At 70.1% G+C, this 17,643-nt stretch carries 13 protein-coding genes; 6 read left to right on the top strand and 7 right to left on the bottom strand.

Annotated elements, in window-relative coordinates; all coding sequences use genetic code 11:
• Nucleotides 1-371 precede the first annotated feature (371 nt).
• The 4 genes from ACQEV2_RS40335 to ACQEV2_RS40350 all read right to left on the bottom strand — a co-directional run bounded on the left by ACQEV2_RS40335 (nucleotide 372) and on the right by ACQEV2_RS40350 (nucleotide 4,178).
• Nucleotides 372-1,031 carry a TetR family transcriptional regulator gene (locus ACQEV2_RS40335; protein WP_433053536.1) on the bottom strand — a complete coding sequence of 220 codons (660 nt, stop codon included), beginning with the start codon at nucleotides 1,029-1,031 and terminating at the stop codon, nucleotides 372-374.
• Between the two features lie 69 nt (nucleotides 1,032-1,100).
• Complete coding sequence (locus tag ACQEV2_RS40340) at nucleotides 1,101-2,189, bottom strand: catalase family protein (RefSeq protein WP_433053539.1); 1,089 nt, start codon at nucleotides 2,187-2,189, stop codon at nucleotides 1,101-1,103.
• 26 nt (nucleotides 2,190-2,215) lie between these two features.
• A complete protein-coding gene (locus ACQEV2_RS40345) occupies nucleotides 2,216-3,556 on the bottom strand; it encodes a Dyp-type peroxidase (protein WP_433053542.1) in 1,341 nt (446 codons plus the stop codon).
• Nucleotides 3,557-3,569: 13 nt separating this feature from the next.
• Nucleotides 3,570-4,178, bottom strand: a complete 609-nt coding sequence (locus ACQEV2_RS40350) for a hypothetical protein (RefSeq protein ID WP_433053545.1) — start codon at nucleotides 4,176-4,178, stop codon at nucleotides 3,570-3,572.
• 258 nt (nucleotides 4,179-4,436) lie between these two features.
• On the opposite strand from ACQEV2_RS40350, the gene ACQEV2_RS40355 reads away from it, so the two are divergent.
• Genes ACQEV2_RS40355 through ACQEV2_RS40365 form a run of 3 tightly spaced genes read left to right on the top strand, consistent with a single transcriptional unit; the run spans nucleotide 4,437 to nucleotide 7,323 of the window.
• Complete coding sequence (locus ACQEV2_RS40355; RefSeq protein WP_433053548.1) at nucleotides 4,437-5,612, top strand: DUF4331 family protein; 1,176 nt, start codon at nucleotides 4,437-4,439, stop codon at nucleotides 5,610-5,612.
• The gene (locus ACQEV2_RS40360) at nucleotides 5,609-6,700 is read left to right on the top strand and encodes a tetratricopeptide repeat protein (protein WP_433053551.1); all 1,092 of its coding nucleotides are present in this window, start codon (nucleotides 5,609-5,611) and stop codon (nucleotides 6,698-6,700) included. Before ACQEV2_RS40355 ends, ACQEV2_RS40360 begins: the two co-directional genes overlap by 4 nt.
• Before the next feature lie 29 nt (nucleotides 6,701-6,729).
• Complete coding sequence (locus ACQEV2_RS40365) at nucleotides 6,730-7,323, top strand: TetR/AcrR family transcriptional regulator (RefSeq protein ID WP_433053554.1); 594 nt, start codon at nucleotides 6,730-6,732, stop codon at nucleotides 7,321-7,323.
• 1,058 nt (nucleotides 7,324-8,381) lie between these two features.
• Here ACQEV2_RS40365 and ACQEV2_RS40370 read toward each other — a convergent pair.
• Entirely contained in the window at nucleotides 8,382-9,674 is a 1,293-nt protein-coding gene (locus ACQEV2_RS40370; protein ID WP_433053557.1) for a DUF418 domain-containing protein, read from the bottom strand.
• Between the two features lie 314 nt (nucleotides 9,675-9,988).
• Nucleotides 9,989-11,203, bottom strand: coding sequence for a DUF418 domain-containing protein (locus ACQEV2_RS40375; protein ID WP_433053560.1), 1,215 nt, complete (start codon nucleotides 11,201-11,203; stop codon nucleotides 9,989-9,991).
• 165 nt (nucleotides 11,204-11,368) lie between these two features.
• On the opposite strand from ACQEV2_RS40375, the gene ACQEV2_RS40380 reads away from it, so the two are divergent.
• Complete coding sequence (locus tag ACQEV2_RS40380) at nucleotides 11,369-12,064, top strand: response regulator (RefSeq protein ID WP_433053563.1); 696 nt, start codon at nucleotides 11,369-11,371, stop codon at nucleotides 12,062-12,064.
• Nucleotides 12,061-13,173, top strand: a complete 1,113-nt coding sequence (locus ACQEV2_RS40385) for a sensor histidine kinase (protein ID WP_433053566.1) — start codon at nucleotides 12,061-12,063, stop codon at nucleotides 13,171-13,173. Before ACQEV2_RS40380 ends, ACQEV2_RS40385 begins: the two co-directional genes overlap by 4 nt.
• Nucleotides 13,174-13,888: 715 nt before the next feature.
• On the opposite strand, the gene ACQEV2_RS40390 is transcribed toward ACQEV2_RS40385, so the two are convergent.
• The gene (locus ACQEV2_RS40390; RefSeq protein ID WP_433053569.1) at nucleotides 13,889-15,676 is read right to left on the bottom strand and encodes an ABC transporter ATP-binding protein; all 1,788 of its coding nucleotides are present in this window, start codon (nucleotides 15,674-15,676) and stop codon (nucleotides 13,889-13,891) included.
• Between the two features lie 317 nt (nucleotides 15,677-15,993).
• Here ACQEV2_RS40390 and ACQEV2_RS40395 point away from each other — a divergent pair, with 317 nt between their 5' ends.
• Complete coding sequence (locus ACQEV2_RS40395; RefSeq protein ID WP_433053572.1) at nucleotides 15,994-17,256, top strand: DUF418 domain-containing protein; 1,263 nt, start codon at nucleotides 15,994-15,996, stop codon at nucleotides 17,254-17,256.
• Nucleotides 17,257-17,643 lie beyond the last annotated feature (387 nt).

Consider the following 17,643-nt stretch of genomic DNA (forward strand, 5'->3'; position numbering starts at 1 on the left):
ACGATGCCCGTATCCGATCTGTGCCGTGCGCCGGTCCTGGCTCGCTGCGGCTTGACCGCATGGCCTGGTCGAGGCTGTCATCCGCCGTTGAGCACGCGCCTTTCCGGTGCACTGGGCCACCTCGATGGGTGTGTGAGTCGTGAGGCCTACAGAGAGTGTTCATCTCGCCGGTCGCCGTGGCCGGATTCGACGGACCTGTTGGAGGAGCGGCTCTGCCTCTGCTGCGACCGCTCTCCGCCGGGACATCGCCGTCGGGCTCCTCCTCGTCACCGCCGTCGAACGCCCGGTCCAGGACGGTCCGCCGAAGTGGGGCGGACACGGAAAGACCCCGGCGCTTCGCACCGGGGTCACGTCGGACTGCAGGAGCGATCTCACCCCTCGGCGGCGGCCACCTCGTCGACGACGATCTGCGCGCGCTTCTCCGGCACGCCGGCCGCGATGAGCGTGGTGACGGCCACCCGGGTGCCGTCGTCCTCCAGGGCCCCGGTGTTGACCTCTTCCAGCAGGGCGACCGTCATCGCCTCCAGGCCGGCGCTCAGCACCGGGGCCGACAGGTGGGAGTGGAAGATCCCGTCCCGTTGTCCCTGCTCCACGATGGCCGTGACCCTGACCCGGGCGGGCTCCAGGATCCCGGCGACACGGTCCATGCCGAGGTCCCGTCGGGCCAGCGCCAGGAGCATCCGGTACCGGTCGCCCACGGGCCAGAGCGCCAACGTGAAGTGGGCGAGCGCCCGGTCGGCCGGCTCCGTCACCCCCGCGCCGACCGCCACAGTGGTCTGAAGCGCCTCGGCGGCCTCCTCGGCCAGCGCGTCCAGCAGCGCCGCCCGCCCGGGGAAGTGCCCGAACAGCGTGCGTCGTACGACACCAGAGGCGCGGGCGAGTTCCTCCAGGGTGATGTCGGGATTCCGCCCGAGCTCCTGGCGGGCGGTGGCGAGGATGCGCGCCCGGTTGGACCGGGCGTTGCGTCGCTGGGGCACACGGCCGACGGGCTGGGACACGGAGGGAACCTCGAAGAAGCCAGGGCGGAGCATGGACTTCTCCATTCTGGCACGCGAGTCCCGACCGACCCGGGGCTGCATCCGGGGTCGGTCGGGACCTGGTCAGGCGGGAAGCTCCTTGATGTCGGACGGCTCCTGCGGCTGGATGCCGTTGTAGTGGTGCCGGAAGTCGCTGGACGCGGGGTACGCGGCGCGGCGCGAGCGCATGATGGAGCCCAGCGGGCGGTGGGCCTCCAGGGCGTGCCAGGGGCTGAAGGAGAGGACGTCGTCGGCGTAGCGGCGGCGGGCGTCGCTGTAGGCGTCCTGGGCGGGCAGGTGCAGCACGGCCACGGGCTCGTGCGGTGACAGCTCCTCGGGCCACAGGACCGAGGCGTCCTCCACCGGCATCCGGTCGATGTCCGTGCACAGCTGGGCGCGGATGTCGTACTCGGCGCTGTTGTGCGCGAAGAAGTCGACGACGAGGTCCCTCAGAGCCGACTCGCCGGCTTTCTTGTCGACCTGGCTGCCGGTGAGGGCCCTGACGTTCGCCGAGCGCGGCGCGGCCGAGATCTTGGCGACGTGGTCGCCGTAGCGCAGGGCGGCCATGGAGTGGAAGGTCTCGCCGAGAATGTGGTCGTTGGCGGCGGCCAGGGTCTCGACAGCCGGCGGGAGCGGGCGTCCGACGCGCGTGAGGGCCTTGGCGGCCACGCGGGCGGCCGCGCCGGTGAGCTGGAGCTGCTGGTCGCTCTGGCCGGGCTGTTTCTCCAGGATGCCCTGGAGTTTGGCGTATTCGGCGATGTTGCCGAAGGGCAGGGTGGGGTGGTTGACGAGGAGGAGGTCCTGGGTGGTGAAGCCGTCGTCGAGGGCGCGGGACCCGGGGGCGCCGATCACCTTCATCGCGAGGCCGCGCTGGACGGGCACCTGGTCGGAGCGCAGGTCGCCGGGGGCGGAGGAGAAGCGGACGATGACCGGGTAGGTGACCGGTTCGGCGAAGAGACCCTGGGCGAGGTGGGCCGGAAGGCCGGACTGGATGCGCAGCTCGCCGGCGAGGACGCCGTGGCTCTTGGCGTGGGCGTCGCGCAGGCCGTGGCGGTGTTTGTCGGCGACCTGCTGGTTGGCCTTGCCCATGGCCGCGACGACCTGGCGGACGAGTTCGTCCTCGTCCGGAAAGGGCTGTTCGAGGTCGGGGCTGTAGCGGACGTACGAGGTCATGGGGGTTCTCCGCGCGAGGTGGGGGGTCAGTTGCCGGCGAGCCAGCGGATGGCGGACAGGCTCGGCATGAAGAAGTACTCCCCGCCGAGGAGGGTGTTGAAGGACTGGATGTTCTGCACCCGGCGGGGCGGGGTCCCGGGCACGGTGAAGTAGGCGCCCTTGTCCTGGAGCGAGATCATCGGGTCCTTCTCCTTGCCCAGGCCCATGAAGTTGCCGGAGCCGACCCATTCGCTCTGCAGGAACTCCACGTTGTCGATCGCGCGGGCGCCGAGGGCGATGAAGTCCAGGCCACGCGGCCTGCCGTCGTCCTTGAGCCGGTCCGGGGGCAGCGGGGTGCCGTAGGAGGTGCCGCGCCGGATGATCCGGCGGATGTTGACGTCGGTGAGGACCGTCAGCTTGGTGTCGCGCGGGTTCATCCGGCGGATGTGGGAGCCGAGCGGGGTGTGCAGTCCGCGCGGGTCGGCGGAGTAGTCGAAGTCGTTGATCCGGTTCGGGTTCTCACCGATCGTGGGGTTGTCGCGCTCCGGGGTCAGGGCCAGGGGTGCGCCGCTGCGCCAGCGGCCGACCAGCTTGGCGGCCAGCAACTCGCGCTCGGCCTCGGTGGAGGCGTTGTCGTGCAGCCACTTGTTGAAGGCGGCGACGTGGGAGTGGTACTTGCGGAAGACGACGTACGTACCATTGCGGCCGAGGACATCCGGAGCCGGCACGGGCAGTGGTACACCGGTCTCGCTCGGGTAGCCGAGGACGAACTCCCCGGCCTTGATGGGCCGTCCGTCGCCGGGCAGCGGTTCGGCGCCACTGCCCTCCACCACCGGCTGGCTGAAGCCGTCCCGGTAGCCGAAGACGTTGAACCCGTCGGCCGCGAAGTCCTGGTGCGACAGCAGCCGCACACCCGAGACCTCGCCCAACTCCTTTTCATAGGCAGCGACTTCTGCCCGCCAGTCGTCCTCGCTCGCGGCGTAGACCGTGACGGCGACATGCACGCGCGGCGTGCCGAACGGGAATTCCCAGCGCTCCGGCGCGTTCACGCCGGTGTCGCGCAGCCGTTCGGCGCGGGCGGCCATCCCGGCGCGGAAGTTGGCGGGGAAGGAGGCCAGTGACGTCTCCGGCAGGCCCAGCGCGACCAGTCCTTGGTAGCTGATCGCGACGGCCAGCCAGGACGGCTGCGGTTCGTCCCAGCGGGCCGCCGATGTCACCCGTGGGGCCAGCCGGCGCAGCAGCTCCCTGCCCGCGGCCGGTTCGGTGATCTCCAGGATCGCGTGGGTGCCGAAGTAGGGCTCGGGCCGGGCCCGCAGCAGCGTCGCCTGGATGTCGTCGAGGTCAAGGCTGGGCGGGCGGCGCAGCCGCCGGAACAGCGGAGAAGGCATGGTGCGCCTGCCTTCAGTTGAGGTCCGACAGGAAACGCTGCACGGCGGCGTCCTGCCGCTTGAGCCGGTGGCCCTCCGCGACGGTCAGGTTGGGGTGGGCGACGAACCACGCCTCCGCCGGGATCTGGTACTTGACGATGAAGTCCTTCACATCCGGCGAGGTGATGCCGGGCCAGCCCTCGACGTTGCTGAACAGGTAGTCCATGAACTCGGGGATCTTGGTCGCGAAGTCGTCGATGTAGGGGTCCCACTCGCCGTCGAAGGCGGTCGCGAACAGCAGCTTCGTGTCGTTGTCGAGGAACACGAAGCGCATGTTGTGCAGCGTGCCGACCTGACCTGCGCCCGCCAGGTTCCCGCCGACCAGGCCGAAGAACTTCCGCAGCCGCTCGGCGCCGTTCGGCTTCAGCGGCAGGATCGTCGTCAGCTCGGACACCTCGCCGCTCTTGGCGCCGATCCGGCCGGCGGTGGTGACGGCATGTTCGGCCATCTCCCCCTTGTCGGCGAGGATCTCGGCGGCCTTGAGCTTGAGGGCGATCTTGGCGTCCGACAGTGCGGTGTCGATCTTCTCGCGGACCGCATCGGGGAACTGCTGGAACTTGGCGTGCAGGTCTGTCTCGCTCATGGCGCCTCTCCCTACTCCACGTACCGCCGCAAATAGGCCATCGCAGGGTGACATGCAAGCGAGAGGAAACCCGCCTTCTGACCACCTCCGCATAACTGATTACATCATCAGTTCGCTGCTCCGGCTTGTCAACGCACTACTCGCAGGTAGTCGCATGACTCACGCCGCTATGAGACAGATTGACTCACGGCGCCTCTGTGAGTCATCCTGTCTCACAGATGGCGCACCTCGACCACCCGTCACTCGAAGGAGTTCCCGATGGCGGATCACTTCTCCGGACCGCGCATCCTCTTCGACCCCGCGTCCGACGTCGCTGACGTCTTCGCCTTCCCCAGCCCGGACCGACCCGGCTGCCTGGTACTCGTCCTCGACGTGTTTCCGGCCGCCGCTCCCACCGCGCTGTTCTCCGACGCGATCACCTACCGCTTCCGGGTCCGGCCGGTCGCCCCGGCGGCAGATCGGGCCGCGTTCACTGTCGGCGACACCGAGTACGGCCTCGATTTCACCTTCGCCACGCCCGGCCGGCTCCCCGGCAGCCCGGAACCCCTTCAGCTCGGCACCTGCACGACGTCCAGCGGTGAGGAGGTCCTGTTCCTGGTCGGCGGCGAGAAGCCCACCGAGGCCGAAGGGCTGAGGATCTTCGCCGGACCACGACTCGACCCGTTCTTCATCGACCTCGGGGGCGTTCTGGCCGCCGACACCACGCAGAAGCTGGCCTTCCGCCCCGGCGCGGACAACGTCCTTGAAGGGATGAACGTGCTGAGCATCGTCGTCGAGGTGGACCCCGAGGTGGTGTTCGGCCTGGACTGCGGCACCCTGCTCGGCGTCGTCGGCGAGACCGTGACCTCCGGCGGGCGCCCGGTCCGGCTGGCACGCATGGGCCGCCCCGAGATCAAGAATGTCGTCCTGGCGAGCAAGAGCTACGACCTCGTCAACAGCGACCTGGAGATCCGAGACCTCTACAACGAGGAGGATGCCTTCGCTCTACGACCGGACTACGCCGAGGCCTACCGGGCGCGGTTCGACGCCAACCTGACCTTCTTCGACTGTCTCGACGGAGAGCTCGTCTGGCCGCCGGACGACCAAGGCACCCACCCGCTGACGGAACTCCTCCTGGCTGACTTCCTCGTCGTCGACATCTCCAAGCCGTTCGCCGAGGACAGCTGCTTCGAGATCGAGACCGCGCTGCTCGCCGGACGCCCCCACGCGACCTGCGGCGGCCGTGCGCCCAACGACGACATCGTGGACACCCTCTACACCCTCCTGGTCAACGGCGTCGACGGCCCGCGCATCAGCGACGGCGTCGACCAGGCCACCCGGCCGGCCACGCATGACTTCCCGTACCTCGTGGCCCCCAACCCGAGCCCGCCGGACCTCATGACGGTGATGACCGCGCTGCTCACCCCGGCGGAGGCTCAGGTGGAAGCGGCATGACGGGCCGGCCCGTGCGCGCCGACCAGGAACCGGTCACGACCAACGGCACCCTGGCCCTGGTCAACCTGTCGGCCCAGATCGACGGCATGGCGGGACCCGTGCGCCGGGCGGCATCGACCGCGCCACTCGGCGTCGCACAACAAGCGGTCCTGGTCGACCTCCTTACACTCCGCGGACACCTCCTGGGCCGCGTCGCCGACTACGAGCGGGCCGCACAGCTCTCCGAACAGATGGTGCGGCACGCGCCTGACGACAGTGCCGCCCTGCTGGCCCGGGCCCGCACCCAGGCGACCCTGCACCGGTTCGCCGAGGCCATGGCCGACCTCGACGCGGCGGGCCGGGCAGGCGCGGAGCAGGCCGCCCTGGACGCTGAACAGGTGTCGATCCTCCAGGCAGTCGGCTGTCACGCCGAAGCCCATGCCCTGCTGCGGAGCACTGCGCCCCATCAGTCCGATGTCACCAAGCTGTCGGCGCTGGCCGTCCTCCAGGCGGAGCGGCGCGAGACCGCCGAGGCGGAGCACCTCTTCGACGAGGCGCGCGCCGTTCACCGGGGCGTCTCGCCCTTCCCGCTCGCCCAACTGGACTTCCGCCGCGGGGTGATGTGGCTGCGCGAAGGCGACCTGCCCACGGCTCGGTCCTGGTTCGACGCGGCCAGGCGCCGCGTGCCGGGCTACGCACCGGCGACCGGCCATCTCGCCGAGGTCGACCTGCTCCTGGGTGACCCCGAGACCGCTGTCGCCCGCCTGCGCCCGCTGATGGAGACGAGCGACGACCCCGAGTACCCCGCACACCTCGCACTCGCCCTGCGCGCGGTCGGACGTCACCAGGAGGCTCGGCCGTGGCGGGATCGAGCGGCGGAACGCTACGAGGATCTGGTGGCACGTCATCCGGAGGCGTACGCCGATCACGCCGCCGACTTCTGGCTCATGGTCGGAGGCGATGTCGACCGAGGGCTCCAACTCGCCCTTCAGACTCTGGTCATGCGCCAGACCAGCCGCTCGTACGCCCTGGTCCGGCGCGCCTGCGAGGCAAGCCGGGGGCTCGCCCACGACGCCTCCGGGCCGAGACACCCTGCGACTAACATGTGAGGCAACTTGGCTCACACGAAGGGTTCCACATGCCGGAGGAGCGAGCCGATCCACGCCAGGTGCGTAGCCGCGAAGCCATGGTGACCGCAGCCACCGCGCTGCTCACCGAGGGCGGCCTGGAGGCCGTCACGCACCAGGCGGTGGCCGCCCGCGCCGGAGTCGGCCGGGCCACGGTCTACCGTCACTGGGCCGACCTGCTCGGTCTCCGCCTGGCGGCGCTGGAGGCAGGCATGCCGCCCCTGTCACCGGCGCCCGAGGACGTACGGGCGGCGTCCGGTGCCGAGCCGCGCGCCGAGCTGGTCCACTACCTGCGCCAGCTCGGCGAGCGGCTCGACGACGCCCAGGCCGGGGCCGTTCTCGCCGCCGTACTGGGCGGGGCACAGTACGACGACGGGATGCAGCACCTCCGTCAGACTGTGCTGACCCAGATCGTCGACTCCCTGCGCCCTGCCGTCACCGCTGCCGTCGCCCGGGGGCGCCTGCGCGACGACGTCACGGCCGAGACGTTCGCCATGACGACCGTCGGGCCACTCGTCTATCAGCGGTTCCTCGTGGGCGCCCGGCTTGGTCACGACATGGTGGACGCGGTGGTGGATGCGGCGCTGCGGGCGTGGGCGCCGTAGCGATTCCAGTTCGACCGGGATCCCCAGCCACAGCGGCGCGTTGTTGCTTGCACTCGTGTCCTCTGGCCATCGAAGCTCTGCCCCCGTACTGGGGCAGAGCTTCTGAGCGTTGGTAGGTGAATCCGCTGTGGGCGAGTTCGAGGCGCGCTCCCGAGCTGGGGCGATCGTCTCGGAAGCTGGTTGGGCTTGTCCTTCCAGGCCCCGTTCTGGACGCAGGTTGGACACAAGGATCGGAAAAGATTGAGAAGGGCTGAGAAGGGGTGAGGTGCCAAACCCCTTCTGAGCTGGGAAAACGGCCAAGATTGGCATTGATCGACAAGAGTCGCCAAGATCCTCAAAGGACTCATAATCCGTCGGCCGTGGGTTCGAGTCCCACCCGCCCCACCTGTGCAGGTCTCTGACCTGCGGAACGTTCATTTTGTCCTGTCGGATCGTCAACTTTGCTTGAACGGACTGAATCCGCTGCTCGTGAGTTCGGCTCCGTTGTGGTCGGTGTTAGGTCGCATCGCTCTGACCTGCGCAGATTTCGTGTCTGACGACGGGGCAGGTTCCCGCGGGTGGCGGGTACGAGTCCTTGGGCCGGATTCTGGACGCTGGCTGGACGCGAGGATTCAGAAGTGCTGCCCAGGGACCTTCGAGTAGGCGGCTCTGCCCGGTTGGCCGCTCGGTACGGGGGCCGCCCGAATGGGGTGCGGTCCGAGCTGGGACGCGAAAACGGCCCGTACTGGAAAACGGTCCTGAAAGGACCGACAGACATGGCGGGACGGTCCGGACTGGGCGGGTCCCGCCCCACATATAGTCGCACCGGTGCTCCTGCTCATCCTGTCCATCGAGAGGCATCGATGGCCACTGCTCAGGCGTGACGTGATCCGGTGTGCAGGCGCGGGTGGGCTTGGTTTTAACCGACGGGACCTGGCACCAGAACCGGCAGGGCTCGGCGGCGGCCGCGGACCCCTCAACAGAGGTATGCCCGCCCGCCGCCGAGCCCTGCCCTTTCAGGGGTGTGATCTTGAGCAGCAGTCACTTCCGGTGGACTTTCCGGGGTGCCCGCCCGAGGCTCAGCGGACGCGGTTCGCCAGTGTGGTGGTGTTGAGGAGGTACTCCAGCGGTCCGCGGTGGAAGAAGCGGGACCAGATCGCCGCGAACAGGGTGGCTCCGACGACGAAGCAGAGCAGCAGCTCGAAGGAGGCGGACTGCGGTGGGGTCACCGCTTCGCCGGGCAGGGCGAGGATCACCAGGATGTGGCTCACGTAGAGGGTCAGGGACATGGTTCCGACGGCGATGACTGGCGCTGCCAGCCGGCGCAGCACCGGCAGCCGGTCCACGGCCACCGTCAGGCACAGGATCACGGTGATCGCGACACCCAGGCAGCCGACGAGGTCGAACGTGGAACCGCTGTGCGGCTCGGCCGCCAGCAGCCCCCAGCCGTCGGGGCCCCACAGCCCACTGCCGACCGGCAGGTCGAAGGATCCCTCTGCCATGCCGGGATCCTGCATGGCACCGCGGTCCTTGAGGACGTCGAACTCCTTCATGCCAGGCATCCCGGCCGCCATCTCCTTGGCGCCGCCGGTCAGCCGGAGCGCCAACCACGAGACGCCGTATCCGAACGCGATCAGCGCGGGCCCGACCACGGCCAGCCGCCGCCGCACGGCGCCCGAGGACAGATCAAGCCGGCCCAGCGCCATGCCGGTGACCACGAACGTCATCCAGGTGATCGCCGGGTAGAAGCCGGTGAGCAGGAAGTCGAGCACGCCCACGCCGGAGAGGCGCGCGATCGGGTCGTAGGAGTCGATGGTGTTCACGATCGATTCGCTGAGCAGCGCCCGCAGGCAGTACGCCACCTGCGGCGCGATGAGCGCGAGCGCGACCGCGATGGTCGCGAGGGTCCTGGCCCGCAGCCGCAGCAGGGGCAGGGCCAGCAGGAAGTACACCGCGTAGAAGTTGATGATGACGCCGCCGCCGAAGTTGGTCATCGCCAGCGCGGTGCCCACCACGAGCAGGATCACGGCCCGGATCACGATCCTGGCCTTCGCCTGCCGGCCGGCCAGTCCGGTCTTCGGCTCCAGGCGGCCGGCGATCAGCACCAGCGAGAATCCGGCGAGGGTGGCGAACAGCGCCGAGGCCCGGCCGCTCGCCAGCCAGATGAACCAGGTGCCCGCGCCGTCGCCGGAGGTGGGGAAGGGATTGAAGGGGCCGACGTGCACGGCGAACATTCCGAACACGGCCACGGCACGGGCGAGGTCCACTCCGACCAACCGTGCGGTCGACGAAGGGCGTTTCGTCGCTGTGGCGGACTCGGGTGCGGGTAAGGGCTGGGTAGGTGCCTTCTTGGTGCTTTCGATCTCGGTCACCGGGACAACCTTGCCGAGGCGGGGGCGGTCGACCATCCGCCGGGCTTCAGGAGGTCCCCCGCCGGTCGGCCGACCGGTCCCCTCCGATCGGCGGGGGCTCGGTCTCGGTCGTACAGGCACGCCTGTGGTGGTCAAGCTGGTCGCCGCGATGCCGCGGGTCGGCAGGCTCACCACGAGTCGGCAGTTCTTCCGCTCCGCCTGAAGGCCGAGCGGCGTCACTTCTCATCGATATTGATCACGCAGGCGGGCGGCGGGGTGACGTCCGAACTCGCGTCGGAACGGCATCCGGGGGAAGCGACACACCCCTATGTGTCTTATCGGATGTGTCGGGCCAGTCCGGTCGCCCTGCCCATCAGCCATTCGAGCGGCCCTCGCTTTACGAAGCGGGACCAGAGGGTGGCGAGGACGGTGACGGACGCGATGAGGCCGAGCAGGATGTGCAGCGGCGGGACGGCCGATGTCTCGGTGTCCAGGAGCCAGATGGCGACGATGTGGTAGACGTACGCCGTCAGTGACATCGAGCCGACCGCGATGACGGGCTTGGCCAGGCGGCGCAGCCGGGGAAAGGCGTCCATGGCAGCCAGGCACGCGGTGATCACCAGGATCGCCACACCCGTGGCGGCCATGATGGACAGGGTCGCCTCGCTGTGCGGGGCTGAGGCCAGCATCCCGGCGGGGGTGTCGCCGAAGATGCCGATGCTGTCGGGCGACACGGACGACACGGACGACATGCCCGGCCCCTCTTCGGCTTTCCGGACGGCTTCGGCGGCACCGGGTACGAGACGCACCGCGAGCCAGGAGCCGCCGTGGCCGGTGACGGCGAGGGCGACGCCGGTGAGGGCGAGGCGTACACGGACGGCCGTGGTGGTGGCCAGGTCGCAGCGGGCGACAGCCATCCCGGCGATCACGAACGGAACCCAGGTCAGGGCCGGATATCCGCCGGTGAAGAACAGTGAGACGGGGCCGTCGGCCTGGCCGTAGGAGAGGAACACGCGGCCGCCGACCATCGGCTTCAGCGCGTACAGCAGCTGCGGACCCACCAGGGCCCATCCGACGGCGATCAACGCCAGTGGCTTGGCTCCCAGCCGGTACAGCGGCAGCACGAGCAGGAAGAACAGTCCGTAGAAGGCAAGGATCGGGACGACCGGGGTGCCCGTCAGGGTCAGGGCGGTGCCAAGGGCCAGCAGGATCACGGCCCTGATGATCACCTTGGCGACGGCCTGCCGGCCGGCCAGGCCGGTCTTCGGTGTGCGGCGGCCGGTGATGAGGGCGACCGCGAAGCCGGCCAGGACGGCGAACAGGGCGGATGAGCGGCCTTGCGCCAGTTCCATCAGGAAGCCGATGACCCCGCCCTGGCTGGGGGCTGGGCCTACGTGGACCGCGTACATGCCGAAGACGGCCAGGCCGCGGGCCAGGTCCAGCCCTATCAGCCGGCCCACGCCGGGCGCGCCGGCCGAGGGCTCGCTGCGCTCGCGTTCGGGGGACGGCGCGTCGGCCGTAAGCGGCGGGGAGTCTGGGTGATGGGTCATGACCCTCAGGCTGGAGACTCGGGCCGATCATGGACTATCCGGCAGAAGGCTGCCGTGTCCCTGCCGAGTGGTGGGTGCTACCCCGCCGTGTGGCTGGAGCTGCCGCTCGCCGGGCCGCAAGAGCTCTACGTGGCTTTAGGGTCGAGTCGACATGGGCCGGACGGCATGAACGAAGGTGAGGCGGAGCGCGTGATCCGGGTAGTGGTGGTCGACGACGAGGCACTGGTCCGCTCGGGCTTCGAACTCATTCTGGGCGCTTCCGAGGACATCGAGGTCGTCGCGACCGCGAGCGGCGGCCACGCGGTGGAGACCGTCCGGCGGGAGCGGCCGGACGTGGTTCTGCTGGACATCCGGATGCCGGACGTCGACGGGCTCACCGTCCTGCGCGAGCTGCGCACGATGCCGGATCCGCCGGTGGTGGCGATGCTGACCACGTTCGACGCCGACGAGTACATCCTGACCGCGCTGCACTCGGGCGCGGCCGGTTTCCTGCTCAAGGACACGGAGCCGGAGCAGCTTGCCCACCTGGTGCGGACCCTGGTCGCGGGCGGTGTGGTGCTGTCGCCCAAGGCGTCGCGGACGCTGCTGCACAGCCACCCCGGCACCGGGGCGGCCGTCGACGAGGAGGCCGCGCGGGTCCGGCTGCTCACCGCGCGGGAGCGCGACGTCCTCGTCCTGGTGGCGGAGGGACTGTCGAACGCCGACATCGGGGCGCGCATCCACCTGGGGGCGGGCACGGTGAAGGACCACGTCAGCGCGATCCTCACGAAGCTGCGGGTGACGAGCCGGGTGCAGGCCGCGCTGCTGGCGCAGCGGGCCGGGCTGCTCGACGAGCGCCCGCGGTCGGAGGCCGGCCGATGAGCCGTGCACGTGCCGTGTGGGAGCGGGTGCCCGCGCCGGTCGTCGACATCGTCCTGGTGGCGGTGGCGGCCGTGGATGTGCTGGTGGTGGACATGTGGGAGCACACGCGTCTCGAGGTCACGCTGGCCGCGGTCGGCTGCGCCGCGTTGGCGTTCCGGCGCAGGTTCCCGCTCGGCGTCTTCCTGCTCACCCTGCCCATCGCGCTGATGCAGGATGTCGCCGTCGCTGTGCTCGCGGCGCTGTTCACGCTGGCCGAACGCTCCCGCAACCGCCGTCTCCTCGCGGTGTGCGTCGTCCTGGCCGCCGTCGCGAGCAGTACTCCGTGGCCCCTGGCCGCGGCGGACCGGACCATGACCCTGGTCTTCTTCGTGTACGGCCTGGCAACCAGCGTCGCCCCGGTCCTGTTCGGCCAGCTTCTCCAGGCACGACGGGACCTGGCGCGGCGGCTGGCCGAGGTCGAGGAGGCCAGGGAGCACGAGCGGACCCTGCACGCCCAGGCCGTGCTCGCCCGTGAACGCGCCCAGCTGGCCCGCGAGATGCACGACGTGGTCTCCCACCAGGTCAGCCTGATCGCCGTACGGGCCGGGGCGTTGCAGGTCGCCGCCAAGGACGCGGACGCCAAGGAGGCCGCCCGCACGATCCGTTCGCTGAGCGTCACCACCCTCGACGAGCTGCGCACCATGGTCACGCTGCTGCGTGCCTCGGGCGGCAAATCCACCGAGCTGACGCCGCAGCCCACCTTGGCCGACCTGCGCAAACTGGTGGAATCCAGCGGCACTCACACGGAGCTGACGGGTGAGCTGCCGCCCACCGTGGGCACACCCGCCCAACGCGCCCTTTACCGCACGGTTCAGGAGGCGCTGACCAACGTCCGCAAGCACGCCCCCGGCGCCAATGCTCGCGTCGAGCTGTGGCAGGACGGGGACGGTATCGGAGTGACCGTCACCAACACCCCTCCCACGCGCCCCTCCCTCTCCTTGCCCGGCTCGCAGCAGGGCTTGGTCGGCCTGCGGGAACGGGCCGAGATCCTGCACGGCACCCTGGACGCGGGCCCGACTGCTCAGGGCGGCTACCGGGTGCGGCTGTGGGTTCCCCTGAGCGCGGACTGACATGCTGTTCTGTCGGCTTGCGGCCGTGTCCGGTGCCGCGTCAGCCGGTGAGGATGCCGGAACCAGGCTGACAGCCCTGATCGCCGCCTCACTTCAGCAGGGTGCTGACCAAGGCGACGGCCACTCCCAAGAGCGCGCCAGTACCGCCGATCCTGACGGCTCGTGCCACGTACGGCCTGCGGCCCGGGAGGCGAGCAGGCCCCTGCCCAGGAGCAGGACGGTGTTGATTCCGAAGGCGACGTACTCGATGCCTGTGGAGTGCCACCAGCCAAGGCCCGCCCCCACAGCAGCAGTGTGGTGGGCAACGCCGCCACTACCAGCGGCCATTCGGCGAGGACTGCGCGCGCCACTCCTCGTATGCCGGGATGGCCCTGAGCATCGCGGTGAGCGATCTGGTGGGCGTATCCATGAGCCAGGGCCGAGGCAAGGGCGGTGAACAGGACCCACACGGCGTCGTCCATGCGCGCCGCCCGAGTCACCTCGCCGAACTGCGTGAGCGCGGCAACGGCCGAACTCGACACCAGGAGCCCGTACACGCCGCCGAACAGCGCAGTCGGCTGGGCCAGCCAGTCCCATAGCCCACGTCTGCAACGGATGGCGGACTCGGTGCGCATGGGCGGCCTTTCGCGGTCTTGGTTTCCGTGGGTGTCGGTGCGTGGGGTTGTCCGGCCGGGACTGGGACAGTGGACGACCGGACAACCTTGCGTGTGGTGGGTCATCGCGCGGGGGCCAGGAGCTGGGTGGCCGCCAGCCGCGCGTACAGCCGGTCCTGGTCCACCAGTTCCTCATGGGTGCCCACGGCCCGGACCCGGCCGGCGTCCATGACGACGATCCGGTCGGCGCCTGTCACCGTCGACAGGCGGTGGGCCACCACCAGCACAGTGGTCTCCCGGGCCACGTCCGCGATGACGTCCCGCAGCGCGAGCTCGTTGACGGCGTCGAGTTGCGAGGTCGCCTCGTCCAACAACAGCAGCCGGGGCTTGCGCAGTACGGCGCGGGCGATGGCGATGCGCTGCCGCTCACCGCCCGACAGCTTCGAGCCGCGGTGGCCGACCGCGGTGTCCAGGCCGTGGGGCAGACGCTCGACGAGGGTGTCGAGCTTCGTGCGGGCCAGGACATCGCGGAGGGCGTCGTCCGTCGCATGGGGCGCGGCAAAGACGAGGTTCTCGCGGAGCGTGCCGGCCAGCACCGGGGCGTCCTGCTCGACGTATCCGATGGCGGACCGCAGTTGGGACAGCGGCCAGTGCCGTACGTCCTTGCCGTCGACCAGGACCCGGCCACCGGTGGCCTCGTGGAACCGCTCGATGAGCGCGAAGATCGTCGACTTGCCCGCACCCGAGGGGCCCACGAAGGCCGTCAACCCGGCACCCGGTACCTCGAAACGCACCCGCTGATGGACGTACGGCAGGCCCGGACGGTAGCGGAAGGACACGTCCTCGAAACGGACCGACGCCGGACCCGGCGCGGCTGTCCCCTGCCGGGGCAGGGCGTCCGCCTGCCGAGCGGGCGATTCCGTCGAGAGGCGTTCCACGGCCGCGATGCGGGAGGCCGCGGCCGCCCCCTCCTGATAGGAGGTCACGGCGTCGACCAGCTTGGACACCGGCTCGATCAGATAGAAGAGGTACAGCAGGAAGGCGATGAGGGTGGACACGGGGATCTCCCCGGACGCCACCCGCGTCCCGCCGACCGCGAGCACCGCGAGGAAGGCCAGCTGTACGGCGAGTTCGTCGGCCGAGCCCGCCACGGCCTCCCACTTCGCGCTCTTCACACCGTGCCGCCACGCCCGCCGTGCCGCCGCCACCACCCGAGCGGTCTCCCGCTCCTCGGCACCGGACGCCTTCACCGTGCGAAACGCCCCGAGAGACCGCTCCAATCCGACGGAGATCTCCCCGACCGCCTTCTGCGACCGCTCGGTGGCCCGCGCGATCTGTGGCATCACCAGCGCGGCGGCCCCACCGACCAACACGATCACACCGAGTGTCACACCCAGCAGCACGACGTCCAGGAACGCCATCACCACGATCGCCGCGACGAAGGCCACCGCGCCGGTGGCGGCGGAGACGACCGCCTGGGTGCTGACCGCCCGCAGCAGCGTGGTGTCCGAAGTGACCCGGGACATCAGATCACCCGGCGGGATCCGCTCCCACTCCGAGATCCGCAACCGCAACAGCCGCCCCACAAGGGTGCGCCGCGCGGCCAGGACCACCGACTCCGCCGTCCGCTCCAGCACGTACGCGCCGAACGCCTCGACCGCCGTGCCCAGCACCACCAGCACGGTGAGCGCGATCAGGATCCCGGCGATGGTCTCGCCGGAGGCCAGCCGGTCCACCAGCGCCTTCGTGGCCAGCGGCTGCAGCAGCCCCCCGGCGGCCCCGACCAGGGCGCACAACAGACCGAGGGCGACCGCCCACCGGTGCGGCCGCACATACGCGCCCAGTGCCTTGATCGTCTCCCGGGCGGACAGGGACGGCTCATCCGTCGTCGGAGCGGATGCGGTGTTCACGCAGTTCCCTTCTTCTGCAGTGTCGCGGCGTCACAACCCGGTACGCGGGCCGAAGTGCCGGGGCAGTCCTCGCGCTCCTTGTGTCGGCGCGGTCTGTCATGCCTGCAGCCTTCAAGCCCGGCCGCCACGCGCCCATCCGGCAACCGTCGGGTCCACCCCCGCCAAGTGGCTGAACAGCACCGCCCGTCCGGTCGCACCGGACCGACCGGTCAGGACGAGACTCCGCCGATCGGCAGGGCGGTACCCGCCGATCGGCGGGGGAGAGCCCGAAGACTGCCGGATGGTCCGCCCCCGGACTCCCACGCGAGATTCGCCCCATGACACAGACACAGCCGCCGCAGGAGACGTCAGCTCCGCAGGAGAACTCGCCTCCGCCGCCCCAGACCTCCCCCGAGTCCCCGGCCTCGCCCGGTCCCTCGATGGGACGCCTCGTCGGGGTGGACCTGGCCCGCGCGCTGGCGGTGTTCGGCATGTACGTCGTGCACATCGGCCCCCCGCTGTCCGCCACGACTGGCGTCGCCAGCTGGATCCGATACATGTCGGACGGCCACTCGTCGGTCCTGTTCGCCACCCTCGCCGGGTTCTCACTGATGCTGCTCGCCGGCCGCCGCGAGCCCAAGACCGGCCTGGCGGGCCGGCAGGCGAGGGCCCGCATCGCGATCCGCGCCGTGATCCTGCTGGCACTGGGCACCGTGATGGCGATGGAGTACGGGGGCGTGATCATCCTCGGCTTCTACGGCGTCTACTTCCTCCTCGCCCTGCCCCTGGTGCGACTGAGCGCCAGGACCCTCGCGATCATCGCGGCCGCGTTCGCCCTCGTCACACCGCAGCTGGCGTTCGCCCTCACCTCGCTGCTGACCCCGTCGGTCCAGCAGAGCATCAACACCTACGACCCGCTCCGCCACCTCGGCGAGGTCGGCGTCCTCGATCTGCTGCTCACCGGCTTCTACCCGGCGCTCACCTGGATGTCGTTCGTCATCGCGGGCATGGCGCTGGGCCGCCTCGACCTCTCCTGCGGCACCATCCAGAAGCGCCTGGCCGCGCTCGGCGCCACCCTCACCGCGGCCGCCTACGGCATGTCCCTGCTGCTCGCCGGCAAGGGCGCGTTGCGGAGCCTCGCGGAAGACGGGCCGTCGTCCGGCGGCTCCGGGTCGATGCCCACCGGCAGCGGGTCGATGCCCTCTGATGCAGGGTCGTTCCCCGACATGTCCGCGTCGTTTCTCCTGAAGGCCGGGCCGCACAGCGGCACCACGTTCGACATCATCGGCAGCGTCGGAATCGCGATCCTCGTGATCGTGGGCGCGACGGTGACGATGGACCGTCTGCCGCGACTGCGCCGCCTGGCCAAGCCGGTCATCGCCGTGGGCACCATGTCCCTGACCGCCTACGTCGGCCACTTCCTCGCACAGTCCGCACTGTCCACGCCCGCCGGAACCGGCACCCAGCAGTCCTGGCTGCCCCTGATCATGTACGTCCTCGGAGCCATCCTGTTCGCCGCGATCTGGTCCCGCTTCTTCCGCCGCGGCCCCCTGGAGTACCTGCTCAACGCCGCCACCAAGCCGGCGAAGCACATCCGATGAGACCCGGGCCGGGGTGTGAACCTCCACACTCCACCCCGGCCGGGCCGCTCATGGATCCGGCATCTGCCGCTGCTGACCCAACGCCCATCCGGACAGGTGGTGCTGGGGCAGCCTCCGAACAACCCGCACTAGAAGGTTTCGAGACCCTCTCATCAGCTGGGGAGAGGATCCTTGAACCGGGTGTGCGCGTCCGTCCAGGGCGCGTTCTGGACGCAGGTCGGACACAAGGATCGGAAAAGACTGACAAGGACCGCCAAGATCCTCAAAGGACTCAGAATCCGCTGCTCATGGTGTGGTGTCCGGTCCCCAGCTGGGGTCACCAGAGCATGGGCGCGGACTTATCGGGGCCCCAGGCCGAGTAGAGCCGGGTGCGGAGCACATAGCGAC

It is taken from the genome of Streptomyces sp. CA-251387 (assembly GCF_050936625.1).
In the GTDB taxonomy this organism is placed as follows: domain Bacteria; phylum Actinomycetota; class Actinomycetes; order Streptomycetales; family Streptomycetaceae; genus Streptomyces.

Coding starts and splice junctions, on each gene's coding strand:
- ACQEV2_RS40380 (WP_433053563.1), top strand. CDS start 11,369: ATGAACGAAGGTGAGGCGGAGCGCGTGATCCGGGTAGTGGTGGTCGAC.
- ACQEV2_RS40365 (WP_433053554.1), top strand. CDS start 6,730: ATGCCGGAGGAGCGAGCCGATCCACGCCAGGTGCGTAGCCGCGAAGCC.
- ACQEV2_RS40395 (WP_433053572.1), top strand. CDS start 15,994: ATGACACAGACACAGCCGCCGCAGGAGACGTCAGCTCCGCAGGAGAAC.
- ACQEV2_RS40350 (WP_433053545.1), bottom strand. CDS start 4,178: ATGAGCGAGACAGACCTGCACGCCAAGTTCCAGCAGTTCCCCGATGCG.
- ACQEV2_RS40335 (WP_433053536.1), bottom strand. CDS start 1,031: ATGCTCCGCCCTGGCTTCTTCGAGGTTCCCTCCGTGTCCCAGCCCGTC.
- ACQEV2_RS40345 (WP_433053542.1), bottom strand. CDS start 3,556: ATGCCTTCTCCGCTGTTCCGGCGGCTGCGCCGCCCGCCCAGCCTTGAC.
- ACQEV2_RS40385 (WP_433053566.1), top strand. CDS start 12,061: ATGAGCCGTGCACGTGCCGTGTGGGAGCGGGTGCCCGCGCCGGTCGTC.
- ACQEV2_RS40360 (WP_433053551.1), top strand. CDS start 5,609: ATGACGGGCCGGCCCGTGCGCGCCGACCAGGAACCGGTCACGACCAAC.
- ACQEV2_RS40375 (WP_433053560.1), bottom strand. CDS start 11,203: ATGACCCATCACCCAGACTCCCCGCCGCTTACGGCCGACGCGCCGTCC.
- ACQEV2_RS40355 (WP_433053548.1), top strand. CDS start 4,437: ATGGCGGATCACTTCTCCGGACCGCGCATCCTCTTCGACCCCGCGTCC.
- ACQEV2_RS40340 (WP_433053539.1), bottom strand. CDS start 2,189: ATGACCTCGTACGTCCGCTACAGCCCCGACCTCGAACAGCCCTTTCCG.